The sequence below is a fragment of the Streptomyces aurantiacus genome, assembly GCF_001418335.1.
GTDB lineage: Bacteria > Actinomycetota > Actinomycetes > Streptomycetales > Streptomycetaceae > Streptomyces > Streptomyces aurantiacus.
This window is the reverse complement of the sequence record NZ_LIPP01000077.1, coordinates 1-21,861: the sequence shown is the minus strand read 5'-3', so window position 1 is coordinate 21,861 and position 21,861 is coordinate 1. Positions and strand designations below refer to the sequence as shown.

General features: G+C 69.1%; 19 protein-coding genes and 3 pseudogenes. 10 read left to right on the top strand and 12 right to left on the bottom strand.

The features are described 5' to 3' along the window. Positions 1–185: 185 nt before the first annotated feature. Positions 186–994 (bottom strand): IS5 family transposase gene (locus tag AOK01_RS11545; RefSeq protein WP_107099794.1). Its coding sequence is split into 2 segments (ribosomal slippage): positions 186–652 and positions 652–994, totalling 810 coding nucleotides; the frame shifts between segments, so codons are not numbered across the junction. A gap of 949 nt (positions 995–1,943) precedes the next feature. Between AOK01_RS11545 and AOK01_RS11535 the strand changes: the two genes are divergently transcribed. The 5 genes from AOK01_RS11535 to AOK01_RS11510 are packed head-to-tail and all read left to right on the top strand — an operon-like array spanning position 1,944 to position 7,494. Next, the gene (locus tag AOK01_RS11535) at positions 1,944–3,251 is read left to right on the top strand and encodes a helix-turn-helix domain-containing protein (protein ID WP_055510876.1); all 1,308 of its coding nucleotides are present in this window, start codon (positions 1,944–1,946) and stop codon (positions 3,249–3,251) included. Next, positions 3,248–3,985, top strand: a complete 738-nt coding sequence (locus AOK01_RS11530) for a toll/interleukin-1 receptor domain-containing protein (protein ID WP_055510872.1) — start codon at positions 3,248–3,250, stop codon at positions 3,983–3,985. Before AOK01_RS11535 ends, AOK01_RS11530 begins: the two co-directional genes overlap by 4 nt. Beyond that, positions 3,982–5,970, top strand: a complete 1,989-nt coding sequence (locus AOK01_RS11525) for a hypothetical protein (RefSeq protein WP_055510871.1) — start codon at positions 3,982–3,984, stop codon at positions 5,968–5,970. Before AOK01_RS11530 ends, AOK01_RS11525 begins: the two co-directional genes overlap by 4 nt. Beyond that, positions 5,967–7,034 (top strand): hypothetical protein, encoded by a 1,068-nt coding sequence (locus AOK01_RS44925; protein ID WP_245702210.1) that lies wholly within the window; start codon positions 5,967–5,969, stop codon positions 7,032–7,034. Before AOK01_RS11525 ends, AOK01_RS44925 begins: the two co-directional genes overlap by 4 nt. A 10-nt stretch (positions 7,035–7,044) precedes the next feature. Beyond that, on the top strand, positions 7,045–7,494 hold the full coding sequence (locus AOK01_RS11510; protein WP_055510870.1) for a hypothetical protein: 450 nt from the start codon (positions 7,045–7,047) through the stop codon (positions 7,492–7,494). Between the two features lie 123 nt (positions 7,495–7,617). Here AOK01_RS11510 and AOK01_RS44920 read toward each other — a convergent pair. Next, a pseudogene (locus AOK01_RS44920) lies at positions 7,618–7,832 on the bottom strand (peptidase C39 family protein); the annotation flags it as partial. Positions 7,833–8,742: 910 nt separating this feature from the next. On the opposite strand from AOK01_RS44920, the gene AOK01_RS11505 reads away from it, so the two are divergent. Then, complete coding sequence (locus tag AOK01_RS11505; protein ID WP_055510869.1) at positions 8,743–9,351, top strand: hypothetical protein; 609 nt, start codon at positions 8,743–8,745, stop codon at positions 9,349–9,351. Between the two features lie 499 nt (positions 9,352–9,850). Further along, positions 9,851–10,372 (top strand): annotated as a pseudogene (locus tag AOK01_RS11500) (LLM class flavin-dependent oxidoreductase); the annotation flags it as partial. On the opposite strand, the pseudogene AOK01_RS46515 reads toward AOK01_RS11500, so the two are convergent. Beyond that, a pseudogene (locus tag AOK01_RS46515) lies at positions 10,373–10,627 on the bottom strand (ATP-binding protein); the annotation flags it as partial. A gap of 123 nt (positions 10,628–10,750) precedes the next feature. Between AOK01_RS46515 and AOK01_RS11495 the strand changes: the two are divergent. Further along, positions 10,751–11,086 carry a hypothetical protein gene (locus AOK01_RS11495; RefSeq protein ID WP_157871264.1) on the top strand — a complete coding sequence of 112 codons (336 nt, stop codon included), beginning with the start codon at positions 10,751–10,753 and terminating at the stop codon, positions 11,084–11,086. 377 nt (positions 11,087–11,463) lie between these two features. On the opposite strand, the gene AOK01_RS11490 is transcribed toward AOK01_RS11495, so the two are convergent. The 8 genes from AOK01_RS11490 to AOK01_RS11455 all read right to left on the bottom strand — a co-directional run bounded on the left by AOK01_RS11490 (position 11,464) and on the right by AOK01_RS11455 (position 20,461). Further along, positions 11,464–11,814 (bottom strand): DUF4326 domain-containing protein, encoded by a 351-nt coding sequence (locus AOK01_RS11490; RefSeq protein WP_055510867.1) that lies wholly within the window; start codon positions 11,812–11,814, stop codon positions 11,464–11,466. Between the two features lie 180 nt (positions 11,815–11,994). After that, positions 11,995–12,786 (bottom strand): SGNH/GDSL hydrolase family protein, encoded by a 792-nt coding sequence (locus tag AOK01_RS11485; protein WP_055510866.1) that lies wholly within the window; start codon positions 12,784–12,786, stop codon positions 11,995–11,997. Between the two features lie 99 nt (positions 12,787–12,885). Further along, the gene (locus AOK01_RS11480; protein WP_055510865.1) at positions 12,886–13,911 is read right to left on the bottom strand and encodes a hemolysin family protein; all 1,026 of its coding nucleotides are present in this window, start codon (positions 13,909–13,911) and stop codon (positions 12,886–12,888) included. Then, a complete protein-coding gene (locus AOK01_RS11475) occupies positions 13,908–15,284 on the bottom strand; it encodes a hemolysin family protein (RefSeq protein WP_055510864.1) in 1,377 nt (458 codons plus the stop codon). Before AOK01_RS11475 ends, AOK01_RS11480 begins: the two co-directional genes overlap by 4 nt. Positions 15,285–15,510: 226 nt before the next feature. After that, complete coding sequence (locus AOK01_RS11470; protein ID WP_055510863.1) at positions 15,511–15,936, bottom strand: GNAT family N-acetyltransferase; 426 nt, start codon at positions 15,934–15,936, stop codon at positions 15,511–15,513. Between the two features lie 99 nt (positions 15,937–16,035). Beyond that, positions 16,036–16,923, bottom strand: coding sequence for an LLM class F420-dependent oxidoreductase (locus AOK01_RS11465; protein ID WP_055510862.1), 888 nt, complete (start codon positions 16,921–16,923; stop codon positions 16,036–16,038). Positions 16,924–16,985: 62 nt separating this feature from the next. Next, positions 16,986–19,553: an ABC transporter permease gene (locus AOK01_RS11460; RefSeq protein WP_055510861.1), complete on the bottom strand. Its 2,568-nt coding sequence runs from the start codon at positions 19,551–19,553 to the stop codon at positions 16,986–16,988. Positions 19,554–19,564: 11 nt separating this feature from the next. Next, positions 19,565–20,461, bottom strand: a complete 897-nt coding sequence (locus AOK01_RS11455) for an ABC transporter ATP-binding protein (RefSeq protein WP_245702208.1) — start codon at positions 20,459–20,461, stop codon at positions 19,565–19,567. Positions 20,462–20,596: 135 nt separating this feature from the next. On the opposite strand from AOK01_RS11455, the gene AOK01_RS11450 reads away from it, so the two are divergent. Next, a complete protein-coding gene (locus AOK01_RS11450) occupies positions 20,597–20,824 on the top strand; it encodes a hypothetical protein (protein WP_055510860.1) in 228 nt (75 codons plus the stop codon). 85 nt (positions 20,825–20,909) lie between these two features. Then, a complete protein-coding gene (locus AOK01_RS11445; RefSeq protein ID WP_055510874.1) occupies positions 20,910–21,248 on the top strand; it encodes a hypothetical protein in 339 nt (112 codons plus the stop codon). Positions 21,249–21,301: 53 nt separating this feature from the next. Here the strand turns inward: AOK01_RS11445 and AOK01_RS11440 are convergent. Beyond that, positions 21,302–21,861, bottom strand: a 560-nt coding sequence (locus tag AOK01_RS11440; protein WP_055510859.1) for a class I SAM-dependent methyltransferase, incomplete at its 5' end; no start/stop codon positions are given.

The following is a 21,861-nucleotide window of genomic DNA, read 5'->3' as shown; positions in this document are numbered from 1 at the left end:
ACCCCCAACAGCACAAGACACATGAATGCCCCGGCGCACTCCAGTCACCCAGCACGTTGCACGATCCGCTTGACGCCAAGTCAGCCTAGGAACGCTCGGCGAAGATGACCAACCGGCTCTCCGGCACTTCTCCCAGAGATGGAGGCTTCCCTGCTGACCCGAAGCCGCGGCTTTCAGAGGTCATCTCAATTGGCGAGTCGGCGGTAGCAGATGAGGGTGCAGGCGATGCTGGTGAAGGCCAGGAAGTGCTCCGCCTTGCGCTCGTAGCGGCGGTGCAGGCGACGGTAGCCGGCGAGCCAGGCCATGGTCCGCTCGATCACCCAACGGTGACGGCCCAGCCGCTTGGAGGACTCGATGCCCTTGCGGGCGATGCGGTGCCGGATGCCACGTTCGCGGAGCCATTTCCACAGATGGGCGTAGTCGTATCCCTTGTCGTATCCCTTGTCGCCGTGGAGCTTGGCGGGCTTGCGCCGGCGCGGGCCGCGGCGGGAGCGGATGGGTGGTATGCCCCGCACGAGCGGCTCCAGGGCCTGGCTGTCGTGCAGGTTGGCAGCGGAGACCCCGACGGAGAGGGACAGTCCGGTCCGCTCGGTGATCAGGTGGATCTTCGACCTCTTCTTGCCCCGATCCACAGGATTCGGACCCGTCAGCTCCCCCCTTTCAGGGCCCGCATGTTCACCGAATCGATCGCGCACCGCGACCAGTCCAGGTCGCCCCGCGAGCCAAGCTCTTCGAGCACCAGCCGGTGCAGCTTCGCCCACACCCGGGCCTTCGACCACTCCGCAAACCGGCGATGGGCCGTCGCACCGGACGGCCCGAAAATCGGCGGGACCTGCGCCCACGTACAGCCCGTTGTCGCCACGAAGATGATCGCGGCCAGCACCTCACGGTCGCCGTACCGGCGTCGGCCACCACCCTGCGGACGCGACGGCACCTCCGGCACCACCCGCTGGAACAGCTGCCACAACCCGTCCGGGACCAGACGTTTAACCATCAACACACCCTCAGGCTACCGCCGAGACCAAATGAGATGATCTTTTAACGAACTACCGGTAGACGAGTCTGTACTGACGTATAGAGCCGAAAGACACCCCTCAGCCGTGGAGCCCCCTGGGACTTTTCGGGGACTTCCGGTCCCATCAAGCGACACGAGCGTGAAACAGCCGAAAGGCCATTCGCGCAGGTCAGCGACCACCAGCCCCTCATCGCGGCAAGTCACCGCGTTCACTGGTCTCTTCCGGGACATCTGACCAGCAGGACTCAGCAGGTCTGCGCTCAGCGTCGACAGCCCTCAGGGCCCCATCGATGCTCGCCACCTCGACAGGGTCTGACCTGCCCGACAAGGCGCCTGACACCCCACCAGAACGAGCGCTATTTCAGCGTCAAGATATCGCCTGTAACGCCCACACCGCACATGATGCGCACCGCACCCGTATCTGCCCGGCCAGCGGGAGAGGACGCTCAGTGTGTGGCATGCGGATGGTGATCGTCTTCAGCAGCCCGCAAACCGTGGAGACACCGTCGCCTTCCTCGGTGTCGCTTGTTCGGCTCAGCGGCTCCAGGAAACGCGGCTACGTTCCTGATGGCGGAGCGGCTCGTCGGCTGTGCCGCGGGCCTGGCCGCGTGGGCGGGGGCGCGTCGAGGGCCACCTTCTGCTCTCCTTCGGGTCGTCGTGCGGATCCATGGTGCCGTACGGACCGCAGCTCGCATCAGGCGCCCGAGCGCCCACTCGCACCCACTGAAACGAAGGCGACCCAGCCGTCCGCCGGAAACACGAGCACCGGCCCTTGGGGAACCCGACTGCCCCGCACGAGCTTGCCGCACCCCGCTGGCGGAGAAGGAAACGGGAAACAGCTTCGATCGCCTTGTCCGTCCGGGAGTTGGTGCCGCACTCTTCCGTGCAGCACCGCCTCAGCCCGGACGACCGGGTTTGGGAGGTTCCCGTGCCACATCCGTCCGCCCCGTTCGGCGAGGAACTGAGGAAGCGGCGTCTGGAGGCCGGACTGAGCCTGACGTACCTGTCCGGTCTCGTGCACTACAGCAAGGCGCAGCTCAGCAAGGTCGAGCGGGGCATTAAGGCGCCCAGCCGTGATCTCGCGCGGCTGTGCGACGCCGCACTCGGTGCCGACGGGGCACTGATCGCCCTGAGCACCCCTACCGCTGTCGGCTCACCTGCCGTGTCGGCGCCAGGCCGGGTCGAGGAGGAGAACTGGATGATGCAGTTGTCACCGGACGGCCCGAACTCGTTCGGGCCCGTGGGCCGGCGTGAGGTAATGAATGCGGGTGTCGCCTCGCTGATGACCTGGAGGTCGGACGGCTCGGGTCCGGCTTCCCCGGCCGTCGGCGCCGGCATGCTGGAAGCCTCACGCTCCCTGTTCACGCACTACCGCAGACTCGGTCAGACCGTGGAACCCGGCCTGCTCCTGCCCGTTCTGATCGCGCAGACACACACGCTGCGGGAGCTGTCGGCGCAGAGCGACAGCTCCACCAGGCGCCGCCTGCTGGCGCTCGGTTCCCGGTACGCCGAATACGTGGGCTGGCTGGTGCAGGAGACCGGGGACGAGCGTGCGGCGCTGTGGTGGACACAGCGCGCGGTCGACCTGGCCGCCGCCGGCGGTGATCAGGTACTGGCCGGTTATGCGCTGGTGCGCAGGGCGTTGGTCACGCTGTACCGGGAGGACGCCGAGCAGACGATCGCGCTGGCCCGCCGGGCGCAGAGCGGTGTGCTGCCGTCACGGATCCGCGGTCTCGCCGCACAGCGCGAAGCGCAGGGTCATGCCCTCGCCGGTGATGTCGGCGCCTGTCTACGTGCCCTGGACCGGGCTCGTACTCTGCTCGCCGACCGGAACGACGTCGACGGCCCGGTGCTCGGCTCTATGCATCTTCCCGATTCGGTCGGCATGGTCACGGGCTGGTGCCTCGTCGATCTCGGGCGGCCGCGCGAGGCGGGCGAGGAACTGGACCGGCAGCTCACTCTGGTCGGCCCCGACGCGGTGCGTACACAGGTCCGGTACGGCGTACGCCGCGCGCTCGCCTATGCCTGCGCCGGCGAGATCGACCACGCCTGCGCGCTGACGGAGCCACTGCTCGACGGCGTGACGGCGGTGCGCTCGGCGACCGTCACGACCGATCTCCGACGGCTCGTCCGGGTGCTGGGCCGCTACCCGGACCATCCACCGGTACGCCGGCTGGCACCGCGGCTCGGCACCTTGTCACGCCCGACCACCCCTCTTGAGGAGTCACCGTCATGAGCGAAATCTTCATCAACTACCGCACCGGGGACGGGGAGAAGACCGCGGCCCTACTGCGTCAAGGGCTGTCGCACCGCTTCGGCCCGGGATACGCGTTCCACGCGTCACAGTCCATCGTCCCCGGTGAAAGCTGGCCCGAACGGCTACTGGCCGCGGTACGGCGCAGCTCCGTACTCCTGGCCGTCATCGGACCGGACTGGACGAATTTCCGTACCCGACTGGAGGACCCCAAGGACTGGGTGCGCAAGGAGATCGAGGAGGCTTTCACATGTGAGGTCCCGGTGGTCCCTGTTCTGGATGGACGCAAAACCAGTCGGCTGAGCAAGGCTGACCTGCCGACCGCGTTGCACCGGCTCGCCGATCTCCAGTCCATCGCGTTCGACTCCGGTGACACCGAGGTGTGCGTCGCGCGCATCGGTGACCTGATGGCCGACCTGATTTCCGGCCTTGACGACCGGTCCGGGACCGAGGCGGGGACGCCCGCGCCGGGCAGCGTGACCAATTCCATCGGAACCGTGAGCGGCACAGCCGTACAGAGCCGTGACTTCACCGGTGACGTCGGCACGGTCGTCAAGGGCGCCCACGGTCCTGTCCACACCGGGAACGGCAACATCTACTCGCATTCACGTCATGTCTCGGGCGGTGACGGGATGTCGTACTCCGAGGGCGACCACCACGGTGCCGTCCAGCACCGGTTCGGTGAACGGGACGGTCACGAGGACAAGGACCGGTGAGCCAGCACACCAGTACCTGGGTCCGGGACTCGGGCGTCACGGTCACGGGCCCCGGCGACGTCTACATCGGAACGCAACTGCAGGACTCGGACAAGCCGGCGTTCCGCCGCATCGCCGAGGACCAACTCCGCCGACTGCGCTACGTACTGGTCGCTCCGCCGCGTATGGCCGAGGCTCGTGCCGTACTCGCCGACACCGGCACCGTCATCCTGGACGGTGCCTCGGGCATCGGCCGGTCGGCTGCGGCCCGCGTACTGCTGCACGAACATCACCGGGACAGTGGTGTCTTCCACGAGCTCCTGCCCGGTGAGGAGGGGGAGCTGTCCCTCCAGGACCCCGCTCTGGTCGGGACCGGTGATCAGTTGCTGTTGGACCTGTCCGCCGCGGACGACCGCCGCTGGGTCGCGGCCCAGGCCGACCTCCCGGCGCTGCGCAAGGCCGTGCACGAGCAGCGGGCTCACCTGGTCGTGGTCATGCCGCCCCGCGGCATTCTCGACCCGGACCTGCAGTACTGCCGCGTGGTGCTCGAACGGCCACTCGGAATCGGCGTTCTCCGGCGGCATCTGCGCCTGCACGGTGTGCCGCCTGAGCAATATCTCCGGCCGGACGGCACCGTCGCCGGATTCCTGACGGCGAACAGGCCGATGCGGGAGATCGCGGAATTCGCCGACCTGGTGCGCCGAGCACGCGAGGCCGGTCAGCCCGGAGACGGATTCGGTCAGTGGTGCGAGGCGGCCTGGCGGGCGCGAAACGACGGCCGACGGGAAGCCGCCGCGCTCGTCACCAAGCTACGGGATGCGCCGCAACGGGCCCTGCTGATCGCGGTGTCCATGCTGCACGGGGCGCATGCCGATGTCGTTCACCGCGCGGCCGAGCAACTGCTGAGCGCCCTCGGTCCTCCGTCGGAGGGCGACTCGCCGCTGCAGCACCGGGACCTCGCCGAGCGACTGCTTGAGATCTCGGCCACTGCCACTCCCAACGGACAGGTCCGGTTCGAGAGGCTGGACTTCGACTCCGCCGTTCGTGCCCATTTCTGGGACCACATGCCCGATCTCCGCCCTCACCTCGGCACCTGGGCGGCGAGTGTGGTGGAGCTGAACGACCCGCACGTCGTCCCCGTCGTACGCGACGGCCTGGTGGAACGAGTGGCCGGTGAATATCTGCGGACCGGACGTGCGGACGGGCTGGGGGCCCTCATCGAAGGCTGGAGCACCGGTGGGACGAGCCGCCCTCGCCTGGAGGCGGCCGTTCATGCACTCACCTGCGGGCTGGCGGACCCGGTGCACGCCAGGGACTTCCGTGAGCAGACCTACCAGTGGTGCGCCAAACGGAGCCTGAAGGGGGAGCTCGCGCAGGTGCTGGTCCGCGTCTGTGCCGACGTCCTGGCGACCAGTCATCCCGATCAAGCCCTGGTCAGGCTCTACCACCTGGCCCGGCGTGAGCGCGGCACGACGCGTGCCCGGCAGGCGCTGTGCGAGCTGGTGGCGCGCAGCCGCCGACTGCACCGCGTGCTGCTCGACCGTCTCGCCCATTCCGACTTCTCACCCGCCAACCTCGGGATCTTCCTCCAGACCAGCGACCCCGAACTGTTGACGCAGCACACCGGCACCTCGCACACGCTGATCGATGAACAGGGCGCGCAGGGCTCCCTGACAACCTGTTGGAACGCGGTACTGGCCGAGTTGCCGCCTCCGCAGTGGCAGGCCGAAGCGCGACGCTGGCTCCACTGGGCGGCCGCCGACACCGGACCGCACGGCGGGCTCCTGCTGGACCTCCTCGTCAACGCGGCACAGCGGTGCACGGAGAAACGGGGCGAGGTCTTCGCTCTGCTGTACGCGTGCGCCCGCGACGCCGAGCGCACCGGCCCGGGGGATGCGGCACGGGCCGCGGAGACCACCGGTCTGCTGCTCCACAAGATCAGCGCGGCTCAAGGCATCGCTCCGGCCACACCGCCGACGACCTCACCCAGGGGGACTCGACCATGACCACCGCACGGAAAACCACAACCGTCTTCCTCACCGTTCTGAGCGGTCTCCTGCTGAGCATCATCGGTCTGACGCAGCGGTGGCCCGCATGGGCTTGGCCACTGCTGGCAGTGCTGCTGCTCGTCGTCCCCGCAGCCGTCTTCCGGATCGCCGCGATGCGCCGCGGCACAGTACCGGTGGCTTTCGAGGAGCAGCTCACGGCCGCCCCCATGGAACGCACGGAACACCGCGTCAGCCAGGTCGTACTGCCCAGCAAGTGGGCCGACTACGACTTCGTCTTCTCCGCGAGGGTGCGCTGGTACCTCGTCGACGCTCCCACGAGTGCCCCCGTTCTCAACCCGGCGGGCCTCGCAGTCGACGCGGTCCTGAAGCGGGCCCGCGCCGTCACCGAGCAACGAGAACCGGACCGGGCCTCACTCGTCGAGCAGGAACTGTCCGGCGCCCTCAGCCGGATGCTGCCCGAGCCCACCGGGCACCTCCAGGCGATGGCGGAGAACATCCAGCTCGTCCTGGTACAGCAGGACCAGGAGCGCCTCGACAAGCTCGCCGGCGTACGCAAGGACGAAGAGGTCTGGGCGCACCAACGCAAGTACGAGCAGAGCAGACGCCGGTACTTGGGCGAGGACGTCCTGAAGGACACCGGCAGCGCCGTGGTCTGGTGGCTCGCCAGGAACGACGAGCATGTGGAACGTACGGTGAACGACCTGGCCCTGCTCGCTCAGCTCACCTCGGCGGCCAATGACACCGACGTTCCCGAGCGGCTTCAGGATCTGATCTCTCAGCAGGCCGGCGAGCCGACGGCGTCGGACTTTCCCGGGGAGGCGCCTCCCCCAGCGCCACAGGGACGGGAGACGGCCACGACGCATCTCTCCGACTTCCTCGACAGCATCGGTTTCACCGAGGGGGACGTACGCCGCCCGATGCTCGCCGCACAGATCGCGGGCCTCATCAAGGAGCAGAACCGCCACGAGACCGCCGAGGAGATCCAGCACCGCTTCGATCCGCCGGCGTCCCTTGCTCCGGACGACGACGAGGCGCCCGCCCCGGGCTCCCCCCTCGCCTAGGAGAAGACACATGGACAGCGAACTGGCCGTACTCGCGGCGTCGGGCGCCACCACACTGGTCTCCCTCATGGTCACCGACTCCTGGACACACGCCCGGGAACTCGTCGGTCAGTACCTGACCCGCACAGACGCGGCCCCCGACACGTTCGACGACCTGCAGGAGGCGAGGACCCGGCTCCTCGCCGCCGATGTCACGGAACGTGAACGGACCGCCCGCGAGATCAGCCGACGATACGGTGACCGTCTGCGCCGACTCGCGGAAGCCGACGACGGCAGCGACGAGGCCCTGCGCGCTCTGCTGCCCTCGTTACTGCAACTCTCGGCGTCCGCGGCAGACAGCCGGCGCACGGTGGACAACCACATCAGCGGAGGAGTCCAGCACGGTCCTGTCATCCAGTCGGGCACCGTTGCCGGGCTGACCTTCCACGTGGACCACGTCCCTCGCGCGGATCGCCAGTAGCGCCGGCGCAGGGAGGGCACCGCGCGCTCCTGTGCTCGGTCAACCCGTTCCTGCCCCGGCTCGGACGATACGGGTGTCGTGGGCAACGCGAGAAGGCCGCCACGAGGCAACCGCGCCGCGTAGCTACGCGCGCCGGATGGCCACGGCACCCCGGAATCCATCCGGCGAGATTGTCATCATCGTCGACATCACGCCGAGCGACGGGGCGGGAACCGGCAAGAGGTGTGCGTCGACCCAGGTGTCCCCCGTCGAGGCGTTGGCCCAGGGGTCGTCGATCACATCGGCGCCGGGTACGTGACGCCATGGCGGAGTACCCGGTGCGGGACGTCGAAGCCTTTGGTTGGCACAGTCCGATACTCCCGCACCAGACAATGCGGCCGCGTGGGCTGACGGAGTTCCAGGAACCGGACACGGTCGTATTCCGGTGCGATACCGCAGAGCGGGTGGCTTCCATCTGTTCTGTGCGTATGGAGGGGCGCTAGCCTCGTGCTTTGGCGAGGTGGTCTGCCCCAAGAGTTGATCAGAAGAACGGAAGTGCTCTTGAACTGCAACGATGGGACTTACTGAGGATCTCGTTGACCTGAGACAAGAGCTCAAGCGGAAAACCTGCAACTGCTATCCGGTATCTTCCGGATGCGGTCCGAGCGGTTCAGAGGCAGGGGAGAACAGAAATGATGCATCGGCAGGCACGGGCAGTACAAGGTCACAGAGCGCAGGAAATTCCGTGATCGCGGACGTCCATGCCTGCTGTGTACGAATCCCGCCCAACGTGACGAGACATCAGCAACCGGGCGTCAGCCGACTACGCCGAAGCCCTGGCCAAAGAGGGCGCGGTAGTGCGCGACTTCCGGTTCGCGCTCCATCCAGGTGTCGCCGGTGGGGTCTCCGTTGTTGCGTTGTCGAACCATCCGGCCGGTTTCCGCTGCGCTCTTCGGGGTGCAGGGCAAATGATTGCCCTTACCTCACCGCCACCTCCCTGAATGGGATATGGGCGATTTCTACCGTAAACTCTCCTATGGTCCCTCTACGGTACCCAACGTACCGAAACGCAACTGCCAGTTGATCTTCAACGCCATGACGAGGGACACTACCTGGCGATGCGTGTTCCCGACCGAGTGACACTCGCTTCGGTATCCTCCCGTGCGGGTCGCCGGAGGCGATTTACCCAGAGATTACTGGGCAATTGGCCTCAGGGTTTCGTGGTAGCGTCCTTGTTTCGCAGGGACAGTGCAACCTGAAAGGGAAATCGTGAACACGGAGAAGATCGCCGCTCGCCGCCTCTCGCTGGAAGAGGTGACGAAGCTCGACGTGAAGGACAGGCTCTTCGTTTCCGCCGACACGGCAGAACTCAAAGTTCCCGGCTGCTATGTCCCTGCTTTTCTGACCAAGTCCGGTGAGGCTTTCGAGGGCGGCTCGATCACGGCGAGAACCGTATTCCAGGAAGAGGTTTCCTGCCTTCCTGACGACGCGGATGAAGCCGGAATCTACTTGGCTGAAGAAAATGGCTCGGTGACCATCGAGGTCCTCCAGTCCGCCGGTGTCGTGCTGGACCTGGCACTTTTCGTCCCTGGTGGGGACAAGGGGGCCCTCACGGCCCTCTACGCTGCGGCCCGGCAGGCGTTCGGCGCCGACATCGTGCAGATCTGGCGCCAGGGCCTCGCGGAGGTTCCCGACGTGAAGGTCGACATCTTCGAGGAGCAGACTTCCCGGGGGCGCAAGGGGAGCGACAGCCCCAAGCGTGACCGTCGCGCGATCGACACCTACCCCACCCGTGCGGACTTCATCGAGTTCTCCGCGGGGTGGAAGCCGGTCATTGAGATTCACAGGCCGATTGTCGACGACACCCCGACCATCTGAGGCGGCGTTACCTCTCGTTCTCGGCCCGCGAAAAGGCCGAGAACGCATGCGCCGGACCCGATCAACCCCTGAGCGGCCCGGGGAGCTGTCGGAAAACAACTCACTCACGAACGCCGAAACGCCGTTCCACTCGATGACGTCGCGAGACAGCCCGACTGACCAAGATCGAAGCCGGAAGTCACTCTGCGACAGCCCTCAGAGCTTCGACGTAGTCGAGTGACGCCCACTGCGTGCTCAGGCCGGGCCGGGGCGTGGCCTGGTGTCGACGGTCACGTAATTCCCCAGGCGGTGCCCGTGGCAGCAGTCGGGCTTCGCTTGGATGCGGAGCCCGATGGGGCGGCTCTGCTGTCGGTCCGGCCTCGGGTCGGGGAACCCGGTGGAGTGCGTATGGTGCTGCGTCTTCGGGGTCCTCTCGTGAAGCCGCCTGCATCAGAATACGATTGCTCCTTCGCGGCCAGTTGCGCATCCTGCTGGGATGCGCTTCTCCATCAACATCCCCAACTTCGGCGACACCGCTGAGCCACAGCTCCTCGCCGAGCGGCTGGACGAGGGGCTGGAGCTGTTGAGGTGCTGGTGGTCCGGCGAGCCGGTGGACCACCATGGCCGGCACTACGAGGTCCGGGACGTGACGCTGCTGCCCGCAACCGTGCAGCGGCCTGGTCCGCCGGTGTGGATCGGCGGGTTCTGGCCGCGTCGCCCGCCAATGCGGCGGGCAGCGCGGTGGGACGAGGCGGTGCCTCTCTTCGAAACGGCCCGGCATGGGCATGTGCCCGATGTGGCAGAGGTTCGGGATCTTGCCGGTTATGTGCGCAAGCACCGTATGGGCGGGGCCGAGCGGCCTTTCGAGCTCGTGCTCGGCGGTGCCACGCCCTCGGATGCCGTGAAGGCCAAGGACGTGATCGGCCCGCTGCGTGACGCCGGCGCCACTTGGTGGGACGAGCGGCAGGTCCAGACGGGCCCCGATCAGGGCCGCCTGCCCCCGGTAATGCGCCGGATCGAGGCGGGGCCGCCGGTGATCTGATCAGCCTTTCGAGGGTGTGCCGGGTTTGTCGGTGGGATTCTTCGGTCGCCTGTTTGGCCGGTAGCTGGGGCCGTTCATGATGACCTGGTGGCTGGCGTTGATCAGCCGGTCCAGCAGCGACTCGGCGACGACGGGGTTGGGGAAGAGGCAATTTCAGTCGCTGGGCGCCCGGTTGCTGGTGATGATCAGGGATCGGCCCTGTCGCTCGCTGACGAGTTCGTAGAGGTCGTCGGCCTGGGGCGCGGTCAGCTGTTGTCGGCGTACACGTGACACATACGCGAGTACGCCGCCACAAGGGCTTGTTCGCCATGTTCCTCGTCCGTCCTGAGAATCCGGAAACTCAAGATGATCAGGACGTCAGGGATCCACCCCGACCTCATGCCCGCATCCATGGATCCCGTGACGAACAACCACATGACCTACACGCCGCGCCTGCGAATGTTCAACGCGCCTTGGCAGCGCTGGGCATGGGCCGCGCTGCCACTCGTCAGCATGTCCGTCCTCGCCTTCCTGCCGTTCGTCTTCGCCTGGAAGCGAGGGGTGGTGCCCCCGCGGGTGCCCGGCGTCTACACCCTCGGCAGTGCGATCGTCTTCGGCTTCGCCGTGGTCCAGCCTGATGTGAATGTCCTGTTCGCGGTCTGTGTATGGGCCCTCATGCTCACGGCGGTCGTTCACGTCCTGCTGCTCGACCGTCCCAAGGGGTATGCGAAGTAACTCAAGCACGCGAACGCCCCCGGGTGGACTGTCCAAGGGGCCGTTCTCTGCGTGCCCGCAGGTCCGGGCGGGGGCCCGGGTAGGCCGTTCCCGCTGCCCAGGCCCGTGCTGGAGGCCCTGAAGAAGTTCCGTGCCGTCCAGGCTCGCGAGGCGGTCTCCTGGGGCAGCTTCCACGGGGGGGATCGAAGATCCCCTGTGTGAGAAATGATCTCTCAGTATGCGGCGACAATGGCGTCTGACCAGCAAAGACATGCAGAACAGTAGAATCCGGCACGGATTCTACTGGCGGTTCCCGCAGGCCACCGCCACGGCCCCGTTCGTCGGAACCTACGAGGACCTGCCAGGCCTGCGGTGCCTGCGGTTGCCTGCGCTGCCGTCTAGGACGGCCCCGGCCCGGCGTCGGCCAGTTCCGCCAGGATGTCGCCGTGGCACAGCTCCGGCGCGCACCAGCAGGCCAGCGTCCGGCCGCGCAGTTCGGGTACCAGGGCGAGGAGCTCCGGGCGCCCGAGCAGGTACGCCCGGTACTGGGCCATCACCTCGGCACGGGTCCCGTCGCGCTTCTTGGTCGCGGTGTCGGGGGCGAACGGGTTGTAGAGCGGGTGCTGGGGGAGGTCCCAGTGCCCCATCGTCCAGCGCCGGCCGACGTAGACCAGGTCCGCCGGGGCCCGCTCCAAGTGGGCGCCGAAGTCGTGGATGTGTCCCTTGAGGTTGATCACGGTGGTGGCCACGGGAGTCTCCGTTCGCGCTGCGGGGCCGGCGAGCCCGATCATGCGACGCACACGCGGTGCACGCTAGCCGCGTACGCCACTCGCCGCGGAGCGACCGAGCCGCGACGCCGAGCCGGACCGGAACGCCGAGCCGGACCGGAACGCTGGGCCGGACCGCGACGCCGAACCGGCCGAGAGTGCCTACTCCACCGGCCCCCGGTACTCCTCGTACGGCAGCAGTTCCGGGCGTTTGGGCAGGCGGCCGTCGCCCGACGAGCGGCCGGTCAGCCGGCGGCCGATCCACGGCAGTAGGTACTGGCGGGCGAAGCGCACGTCGGCGGTCCGGCGGGCGGCCCAGCCGGGTGGGGCGGACGGCGCCATGGGAGTGCGCCACTCGGTGTCCTCCGCGGCGTGCCCGAGCGCCTGCCACACCGCCTCGGCGACCCGGCGGTGTCCCTCGCCCGTCAGATGCAGCCGGTCCACGTCCCACATGCGGGGGTCGCCCAGGGACTGCGCTCCGTAGAGGTCGACCACGAGGGCGCCGTGGCGGGACGCGAGGTCGTCGACGCAGGTGAACAGTTCCTCCATGCGGGGGCGGAACCGTTCCAGGACCGGACCCTGCCGGCCGGGGCTGCGCATGAGGACGAGCTGCTTGCAGGCCGGCGCCAGGCGCTCCACGGCCTCTTCCAGGAGGCTCCGGACGCGCACCATGTCGCACTTGGGCCGCAGTGTGTCGTTGAGGCCGCCGACCAGCGTGATCACATCGGGCTGCATCGCCACCGCGACGTCCACCTGCTCGGCGACGATCTGTCCGATGAGCTTGCCGCGCACCGCGAGGTTGGCGTAGCGGAAGCCGGGCGTCCGGGCGGCCATCCGGGCCGCGAGGAGATCCGCCCAGCCTCGGTACGAACCATCGGGAAGGCGGTCCGACATGCCCTCGGTGAAGGAGTCGCCGACCGCGACAAGGCTGGTGTAGGTGGTATTCGTCTGCATGGCGGAAGAAATAATAGCGCGTACACATACCAACCGGTCTGCAGCTCGGGTGACCCCACGGACGTCACCACGGCCGGTGCCCCGGTGCCCCGGCGACCGTCACACCGGCCGGCCGAACAACTCCCTCAGCACGTCCTCCATCGTCACCATCCCGGCCAGCCGTCCGTCCGCGCCGAGCACGGCCGCCAGGTGCGTACGGCTGCGCCGCATCGCGGTCAGTACGTCGTCGAGCGGCGTGCTCTCCCGGACGCGGGCGATGGACCGCATGGCCCGGACCTGGAACGGCAGGTCGCGCGGCATCGCGTCCAGGGCGTCCTTGACGTGGAGGTAGCCGACGATGCGCAGTCCGTCGTCCACGACGGGGAAGCGTGAGAAGCCGGACTCGGCGGACAGCGCCTCCAGCTGCTCGGGCGTGACGCCCACGCGCGCGTAGACGACGTTTTCCCGGGGCAGCACCACGTCCTGCACGGGACGCCGGCCCAGTTCCAGGGCGTCGTGCAGACGCTCCTGGGCTCGGTTGTCGATGAGCCCCGCCTCCCTGGAGTCCTTCACCAGGCGGGCCAGCTCCGTGTCGGAGAAGGTCGCCGACACCTCGTCGCGCACCTCGACGCGCAGCAGCTTCAGCAGCCCGTTGGCGAACGCGTTGACCGTGAAGATCACCGGCCGCAGCGCCCGCGACAGGGCGACCAGCGGCGGACCCAGCAGCAGCGCGGTCCGTACCGGTTCGGCGAGGGCGATGTTCTTCGGCACCATCTCGCCGAGCAGCATGTGCAGATACGTGGCCAGGGCGAGCGCGATCACGAACGAGATCGCGTGCCCCGTGCCGGTCGAAAGACCCACCGCGTGGAAGGCCGGCTCCAGCAGGTGCGCGATCGCGGGTTCGGCGACCACACCCAGGACCAGCGTGCACAGCGTGATGCCGAGCTGCGCGGCCGCCATCAGCGCGGACACGTGCTCCAGCCCCCACACCACACTGCGCGCCCGCCGGTCCCCGGCCGCCTCCCCGCCTTCCATGGACTGCTCGATCTGGCTGCGGCGCACGGAGATCAGCGAGAACTCGGCCGCCACGAAGAAGGCGTTCACGACCAGGGTCGCCAGACCGATCAGCAGTTGTACGGCGGTCATCGCCCCCGCCCTCCTTCGGATCCGGCTTCCCTGGATCCGGGTCCGGCCTCTTCGGCACGGGTGTCCCCGGTGCCCGGCGCGTGCATCAGCACCCGCGCGGCCCGCCGTCCCGACGCGTCCACCACGTCCAGCCGCCACCCGGCGACCTCGACCGTGTCCGACTCGACGGGGATGCGCCCGAGCTCCGTCGCCAGGAGGCCCGCGAGCGTCTCGTACGGCCCGTCGGGCACCCGCAGTCCGACGCGGGCGAGCCGGTCGACACGGACGGACCCGTCGGCCGAGTACAGCGTGCGGCCCTCGTCGTCCGTCCCTGCCGGGGCCAGGTCGGGTGTCTCATGCGGGTCGTGCTCGTCGCGCACCTCGCCGACGACCTCCTCGACGATGTCCTCCAGGGTGGCGACCCCGGCGGTGCCGCCGTACTCGTCGATGACGACGGCCATCGTGCGCTTACCGGACAGGCGGTCCAGCAGCCGGTCGACCGTCAGCGTCTCCGGTACGAGCAGGGGCTCGCGCATCACCTGCGACACGGTGGTGCGGGCCCGGCGGTCGGCGGGTACGCCGATGACGTCCTTGATGTGTGCGACCCCGACGACCGAGTCGAGATTGCCGCGGTGGACGGGGAAGCGGGAGAGGCCGGTCGCCCGTGTCGCGTTCGCGACGTCCTCGCAGGTCGCCTGGACGGCGAGGGCGACGACCTGGACACGCGGCGTCATGACGTTCTCCGCGGTCAGGTCGGCGAGGTTCAGGGTGCGCACGAACAGTTCGGCGGTGTCCGCCTCCAGGGCGCCCAGCTTCGCGGAGTGCCGGGCCAGGGCCACCAGTTCCTGCGGGCCGCGCGCGGAGGCCAGTTCCTCGGCGGGCTCGATGCCGAAACGGCGTACGACACGGTTGGCGGTGTTGTTGAGATGGGAGATGAACGGCCGGAACACCGCGCTGAACCAGCGCTGCGGCGTCGCCACCCGCTTGGCCACGGCGAGGGGTGAGGAGATCGCCCAGTTCTTCGGCACCAGCTCGCCGACCACCATCAGGAAGACCGTCGACAGGGCCGTACCGATCACCAGTGCGACCGACGAGGTCGCCGAGCCCGGTACCCCGGCCGCTTCGAGGGGCCCGGCGATCAGCTCGGCGACGGACGACTCGGCGAGCATGCCGACGACCAGGTTGGTGACGGTGATGCCCAGCTGCGCGCCGGAGAGCTGGAACGTGAGATTCCGTACGGCCCTGAGGGCGCCCGCCGCGCCGACCTCACCGCGCTCGACGGCCCGTTCCAGCTGGCTGCGCTCGACCGTGGTCAGCGAGAACTCGGCCGCGACGAAGGCGCCGCAGGCCAGCGAGAGCAGCACGGCCACGACAAGGAGGAGCACTTCTGTCATCGGGTCACCTCCGTCCCATGATCAGGCAGGTGCGGGGGAAGCGCGCGGTGTCGACGCCGCGTGACGACGCCGGGCGGGGCGACGCCCGGCGGGACGCCGCGCCGTCGGATGTCGGAAGGCTCGTCCATGGGTGGACGCTCACACCTTTCCTGGCGGGACGATGGGTCCCTTGGGAGATGGGGTCCCTTGAGATCGGGGGAGCGGTGAAGCCCCGGCTGCGCTGCTGTCACTCGGCCAGCGGCTTGACCCAACGCCGCCAGTGCTCTTCCGGCGCGTACCCCGCGGCACGCCAGGCATGGTGCGCGTTTTCGTTGCGCCGCAGGACCATCGCGTCGCCGCGGCGCCCGCCGAGCCGTACGAACCGTTCCTCCGCCGCGGTCAGGAGCGCCGAGCCTATGCCCTGGCGGCGCCGGGCCGGATCCACCGCGAGCCGGTACAGATGACAGCGCCAGCCGTCGAAACCGGCGACGACCGTGCCCACGAGTTCCCCGTCCCGCTCGGCGAGGATCAGCGCCTCGGGGTCGCGGGCGACCAGCCGCTCCACGCCGTCCCGGTCGTCGCTGATACTGGTGCCCTCGGCAGCGGTCTTCCAGAAGGCGAGCACGGCGTCGAGGTCGCCGGGCACGGCGGCCCGTATCCGAAGATCACTCATGCCCCGATCCCATCACGGGAGCCGGTCATGGACATCGAATTCCACGATTCGGACACACGCCGGACGGACGCACTCTGGACGGACGCACTCTGGACGGAATCACTCGTCCCGGAGCCCCGCGATGACCGTCCCGAAGGCCTCCATGTACGGCTCCAGCACCGTCAGGTACGAGAACCCGTACCGTTCTCGGACCGCGCGCACCTTCTCCCTGATCCGCTCCACCGGTCCGACCAGCACGATCGGCAGTTCCAGGACCTGCTCCTCGGTGAGACGCGGGAGGCGGGAGAGCAGGGGCTGGACGGCGGCCCCCGGGTCGTCCGTGACGGCGACCATCTGGACCAACAGGTTCAGTTCGGCGGGCGCGGGGCGGTCGGCGGCGAGGCGCAGATAGGCCGCGACCCGCTCGTCGATCTCCTCGACGGTGAGCGGTTCCAGTGTCCCGGTCCTGCTGCCCGGTACCGTGCGCGCGGCGGTGAAGGCAGCGATGTCGGCGTACGCGGCGGTCAGCCGCAGCATCCGGTCGCCGTTGCCGCCGATGAGCAGCGGCACCCGCCTCTGTTCCGCCCGCGGCTGGTGATCGGGTGAGCCGAGCAGCCGGTCCAACTCCTCGACCGTACGCCGCAGATGGTCCACGCGCTCGCCCGGCGAACCCCACGGCAGCCCGGCCGTGTCGTGCTCCGCCGCTACGTAGCCGGTGCCGAGCCCCAGTTCGAGGCGCCCGCCGGTGAGCGCGTCCGTGGTGGCGACCTCGCGGGCCAGCAGCGCCGGATTCCAGAACCCGGCGTTGAGCACGAACGTGCCCAGACGCGGTCGCCGGGTCGCCTCCGCGGCCGCGACCAGCGACGGGAAGGGGGCGGGCATGCCGAGGTGGTCCGGGACCAGGATCACGTCGTAGCCGAGCTCCTCGGCCCGGCGGCACTTGGCACGCCATGCTTCGGCGGGAGCGGGGGTGATCAGGCTGACACCGAAGCGGAAGCGGCGCGACATGAACTCTCCTTGTCTGTGGACTGATCACTCGTCCGTGGACCGGTCACTCGTCCTCGGACCGGTCACTCGTGCGCGATGGCGGCGAGTACGTTCATGCGCGACGCGCGCAGCGCCGGCAGCAGTGCCGCCACGATGCCCACGACGGCCGAGCCCACGACGACCGCGACGAGAGTGCTCCAGGGGATCGCGAACGCGGTCATCCCCTGCAGTGCGAGGACCTGCTGCACGCACACGCCCCACACGAGCCCGAGCGCCAGTCCGAGGACCGCGCCGAACACGGCGATCACCACCGACTCCAGCCTGATCATCCGCCGCAACTGCCGCCGGGCGAGCCCGATCGCGCGCAGCAGCCCGATCTCGCGGATGCGCTCCACGACAGACAGGGCAAGGGTGTTGACCACGCCGAGCACCGCGATGACGATCGCGAGCCCCAGCAGTGCGTACACCAGGTAGAGCAGCACGGCGATCTGATCGTGAATCAGTTTCTTGTAGTCGGCCAGGTCGCGCACCTGCACCTGCGGGTACGGGTCGAGGGTCTTGTCGAGGTGGGAGCGCAGGGTGTCGTCCGAGGCGCCCGAAGAGGCGTTCACGTACAGCGCGGAGTCCTGGCCGCCGGGTACGTACTTCTCGACGGTCGTGAATCCGAAGAACAGCCCTCCTTGTGTTCCGAAGCCCTCCGCGGCGTCCTGGTCGGTCAGGGCCGCGACCTTCAGCTCGGTCCTGCGCCCGGCGGGGAACTCGACGGGGATCGTGCTGCCGAGCCGCACGTCGTGGTCCTCGGCGAAGCCGGCGTCCATGGCGAGGTTGCCGGCCGCGAGCGCGGCGGCCGTGTTGCCCTCGACGTAGGTGATGCGGGCCACGTCGTCGAGTTCCGGGTCGTAGCCGGACGCGGTCGTCTCGACGCGTTCGCCGTCCGGCAGTCGGACGGCGACCGGCGCGAACCGCTGCCGTACGACGAGTCCCGCGCCGTCCGTGGCCGCCACCTTCTCGGTGATCTCCTGCGGGAACGGCATGAAGTTGGCGTTCTGCACCACGAAGTCGGCGCCCAGCGTCTTGTCGATCTGCTCGTCGAACGACTTGGTCATGGAGGCGCTCGCCACGGACATGCCGCCGACCAGGGCGAGGCCCACCATCAGGGCGGCCGCGGTGGCGCCCGTGCGGCGCGGGTTGCGCAGGGCGTTGCGCTGGCTCATCCGGCCGACCGAGCCGAACAGGGCGGGGAAGAACCCGCCGAGGACCCGGATCACCGGACGGACGAGCAACGGCCCCGCGATCACCGTCGCGATGAGGGTGAGGACGACACCGAGGCCCAGGAGAGAGGCGGCGGACGAGGTCCTGGTCGCCGTCACGCAGCCGACCAGCGCGGCGGCGCCGAGCGCGCCGACGACCGAGCCCACGACGGCCCGTACGCGCAACGGGCGCCCCACACCGGCGATCTCGGCGTCGGCCAGCGCGGCCATCGGCGACACCCCGGCGGCCCGGCGGGCCGGCAGGTACGCCGCGACGAAGGTCACGCCCACCCCGACCACGTACGCCGCGACAGGCGTCCCCCACCCGATGACCATCTCGGTGGTCTTCAGGTTCATGCCGAACACACTCATGAGCTTGATCAGGCCGAACGCCAGCCCGATGCCCGCGGCCAGTCCGAGCGTCGAACCCACCAGGCCCAGCAGCGTCGCCTCCGTGAGCACGGACCGGCGCACCTGCCGCCGGTCGGCGCCGAGCGCGCGCAACAGGCCCAGTTCGCGGGTGCGCTGGGCGATCAGCATGGAGAAGGTGTTGACGATCAGGAAGACCCCGACCAGTACCGCGATGCCGGCGAAGCCGAGCATCACGTACTTGATCACGTCGAGGAATCCGCCGAGTTGGGACGCGGCCGTCTCGGCCTGCTCGGCCGCGGTCTCCAACTCGTAGGTCCCGGAGCCGACCTCCGCGGCGATGCGCCGCTTCAGCTGGGCGTCGGTCAGCCCCCGCGCCGCGTCCACCTGGATGCTGGTGGCGACCCCGGGCCTGCCGAGGAGCTTGTCCGCCGCGACGGCCGGGTCGAGGAAGACGAGTGCGGCGCCCGGGTTGGTGGTCCTGAAGGTCGCGATGCCGACGACCTCCACCTTGAACGACCCGGGCTGCGCGATCACGGTCAGCGGGTCGCCGATGCGTACGTGCTTCTTGTCGGCCGTGTCCGCGTCGAGGAGCGCCTCGCCGGGCCCGCGCGGGGCGTGCCCCGAGGTCAGCCGCACGGGGCTGCGGTCCGTGATGTACCAGTCGGCGGCGATGGTGGGCGCGCCCGTGGTCGGGCCCACCGACTTGTTGCCGCGGTCGACGACGGTGACGTTCTCGACGGCCACGTCCGAGCGGGCGCGGGCGACCCCGTCGACCTTCGCGATGCGGTCCACGAGACTTGTGGGCACCGTCTCGACGGCCCCGGAGGGGACCTGCGACTCCAGATCCTCCTTCGGGCTCACGGTCACGTCGGCCGACGTGGACGCGAAGAGCCGGTCGAACGTACGGCTGACGGTGTCCGAGAAGATCAGGCTGCCCGCGACGAACGCCACGGACAGGACGACGGCCAGCGCCGAGAGCAGCAGCCGGCCCTTGTGAGCGAGGAAACTCCGGAGTGTCGCCTTCAGCACGACGGCCTGCCTCAGTCCCTGTCGGGGGCGATGCCCTGGTCGAGAGCGTTCTTCTGGTCGGGGTCGGGGTCGGGGCCGGGGCCGGGATTGGGATTGGGGCCTGGATTGGGGTCGGGGTCTTCCTCGAACGTCCCGCGGATCGAGTCGAACCTCTTCATGCGCTCCAGCACCGCCTCGGCCGTGGGCCGGGCCATCTGGTCCACGATCCGCCCGTCCCCGAGGAAGAGGACCAGGTCGGCGTGGGCCGCCGCGCCCGGATCGTGCGTGACCATGACCACGGTCTGCCCCAGCGCGTCCACGGCGTCCCGCAGGAAGCCGAGGACCTCCAGGCCCGCGCGCGAGTCGAGGTTGCCCGTCGGCTCGTCCGCGAAGATCAGCTCGGGGCGCGAGGCGAGCGCCCGCGCGCAGGCCACCCGTTGTTGCTGCCCGCCGGAGAGCTGCGCGGGCCGGTGCTTGAGGCGGTCGCGCAGGCCGAGCTGGTCGATGACCTGGTTCAGCCACTTCTCGTCGGGCTTCTTGCCCGCGATGTCCATGGGCAACGTGATGTTCTCCACCGCGTTCAGGGTCGGGATCAGGTTGAACGACTGGAACATGAAGCCGATCCGGTCCCGGCGCAACTGGGTCAGCTCGCGCTCCTTCAACCCGGTTATCTCGGTGTCTCCCAGCCACACCTGTCCGGCCGAAACGGTGTCAAGACCCGCCAGGCAGTGCATCAAGGTGGACTTCCCGGAACCCGAGGGGCCCATGACCGCGGTGAAGCGGCCCCGCGCGATGTCCACGTCGACCGAGTCGAGGGCGAGCACGGTCGTCTCACCCGACCCGTACGCCTTCGTCAGACCTCGGGCGCGGGCCGCCGTCTCCTCGGCGTCCGTGCGCCCGAGGGCGTGCTCCGCAGCTGCTGTGGACAAGGCCGCCTCCTAGGTCGGACTCCGGTGTCCGCGGGCGAGCCTAGTGTGACCCGGGGCACACTCGGTATCCCCCCGAAGTACCGGGTGGTCTCCACCCGCTTGCCGTAGCTAGCGTTTCGGCGCTAGCTTCGTCGTATGGCCAAGACCCAGCTGAACGTGCGCGTGGACGAGGGCACCGCCCGGGCCGCGCGGGAACGCGCCATGGCCCGCGGGATGAGCGTCAACCGCTACATCGAGGAACTGGTCAGACAGGACACCGGAGAATCCGGCCACACCTTCGTCGAGGCCGCCGCCGACTTCATGAAGCAGTACGAGTCCGTGTTCGCCGAGGAGTTCGGCACGGACCGGGAAGGCCGTCGCTGAGCCCTTGAACGAACCGACCGAACCCACCGAACCGAACGAACCGAACGAACCACTGGGCATCAGGGTCGACCTCGCCTGGCTCCTCATGGTCGCCGAGCAGAAGACACCGGGAGATCCCCAGGTCACCGACTGGGGAGCACTCGTCGCCGCCGTCGGCCGGCACGACGCCGAGATCTTCGGGGTTCCCGTCTACGACACGCCGCAGATCCGCGCCGCCGCGCTGCTCCAGCTCCTGTTGCACGTCCCGGCGCTGGAACGCTCGAACGCGATGTTCGCCATGGCCGTCGCGTACGCCTACCTCGTCGCCAGCGGCCTGAAGATCGTCACCTCGCCCGAGCAGGTCCGCGACCTGGCCAGACTGGTCAAGACGGGCGAGGCGACGGTGCAGGACATCGCCCGCGAACTGCGCCAGTGGAGCCTGTGAGGGGCTGAGCGGGAGTACGGCTTCCGGTGCGGCTGCAGAGTGTGGACGCGGCCTCAGGAGGTGGACGGGCGGCGAGCGGTGCCCAGCACGCAGTACGAACTCGGCGTCCGCGGCCCCTTGTCGGGGACCAGCAGCCGGCGGTACGGGCCCAGTTCGTACCCCGCGTCCCGGATCGCGCCGACCGGGTCCCGGCCCACGTGACAGCCGCCGAACAACGGTGGCCACACCGTGCGGTCGAGGACGCGCTGGACCGCCGCCATCGCCCGGCCGCCGCCCCTGCCGTGCTCGAAGAAGCGCAGCTCACCGCCGGGTCGCAGGACGCGACGGATCTCGGCGAGGGCCCGCGGCAGGTCTCGTACGCTGCACAGCACCAGGGACACGACGGCCCCGTCGAACGCCTCGCTCTTGACCGGCAGGGCCTCCGCGACCCCCGGCACCACGTCGACCGGTACGTCGGAACGCAGCGCCGCGGTCACGGCCAGCTGCCGCAACCGGCGCTCGGGTTCGATCGCGACGACCTCCGAGACCGTGCTCGGATAGTGGGCGAAGTTCAGCCCGTTGCCCGCGCCGATCTCGATGACCCGGCCGGAGAGCCCGGCGAGGAGCTCCTCGC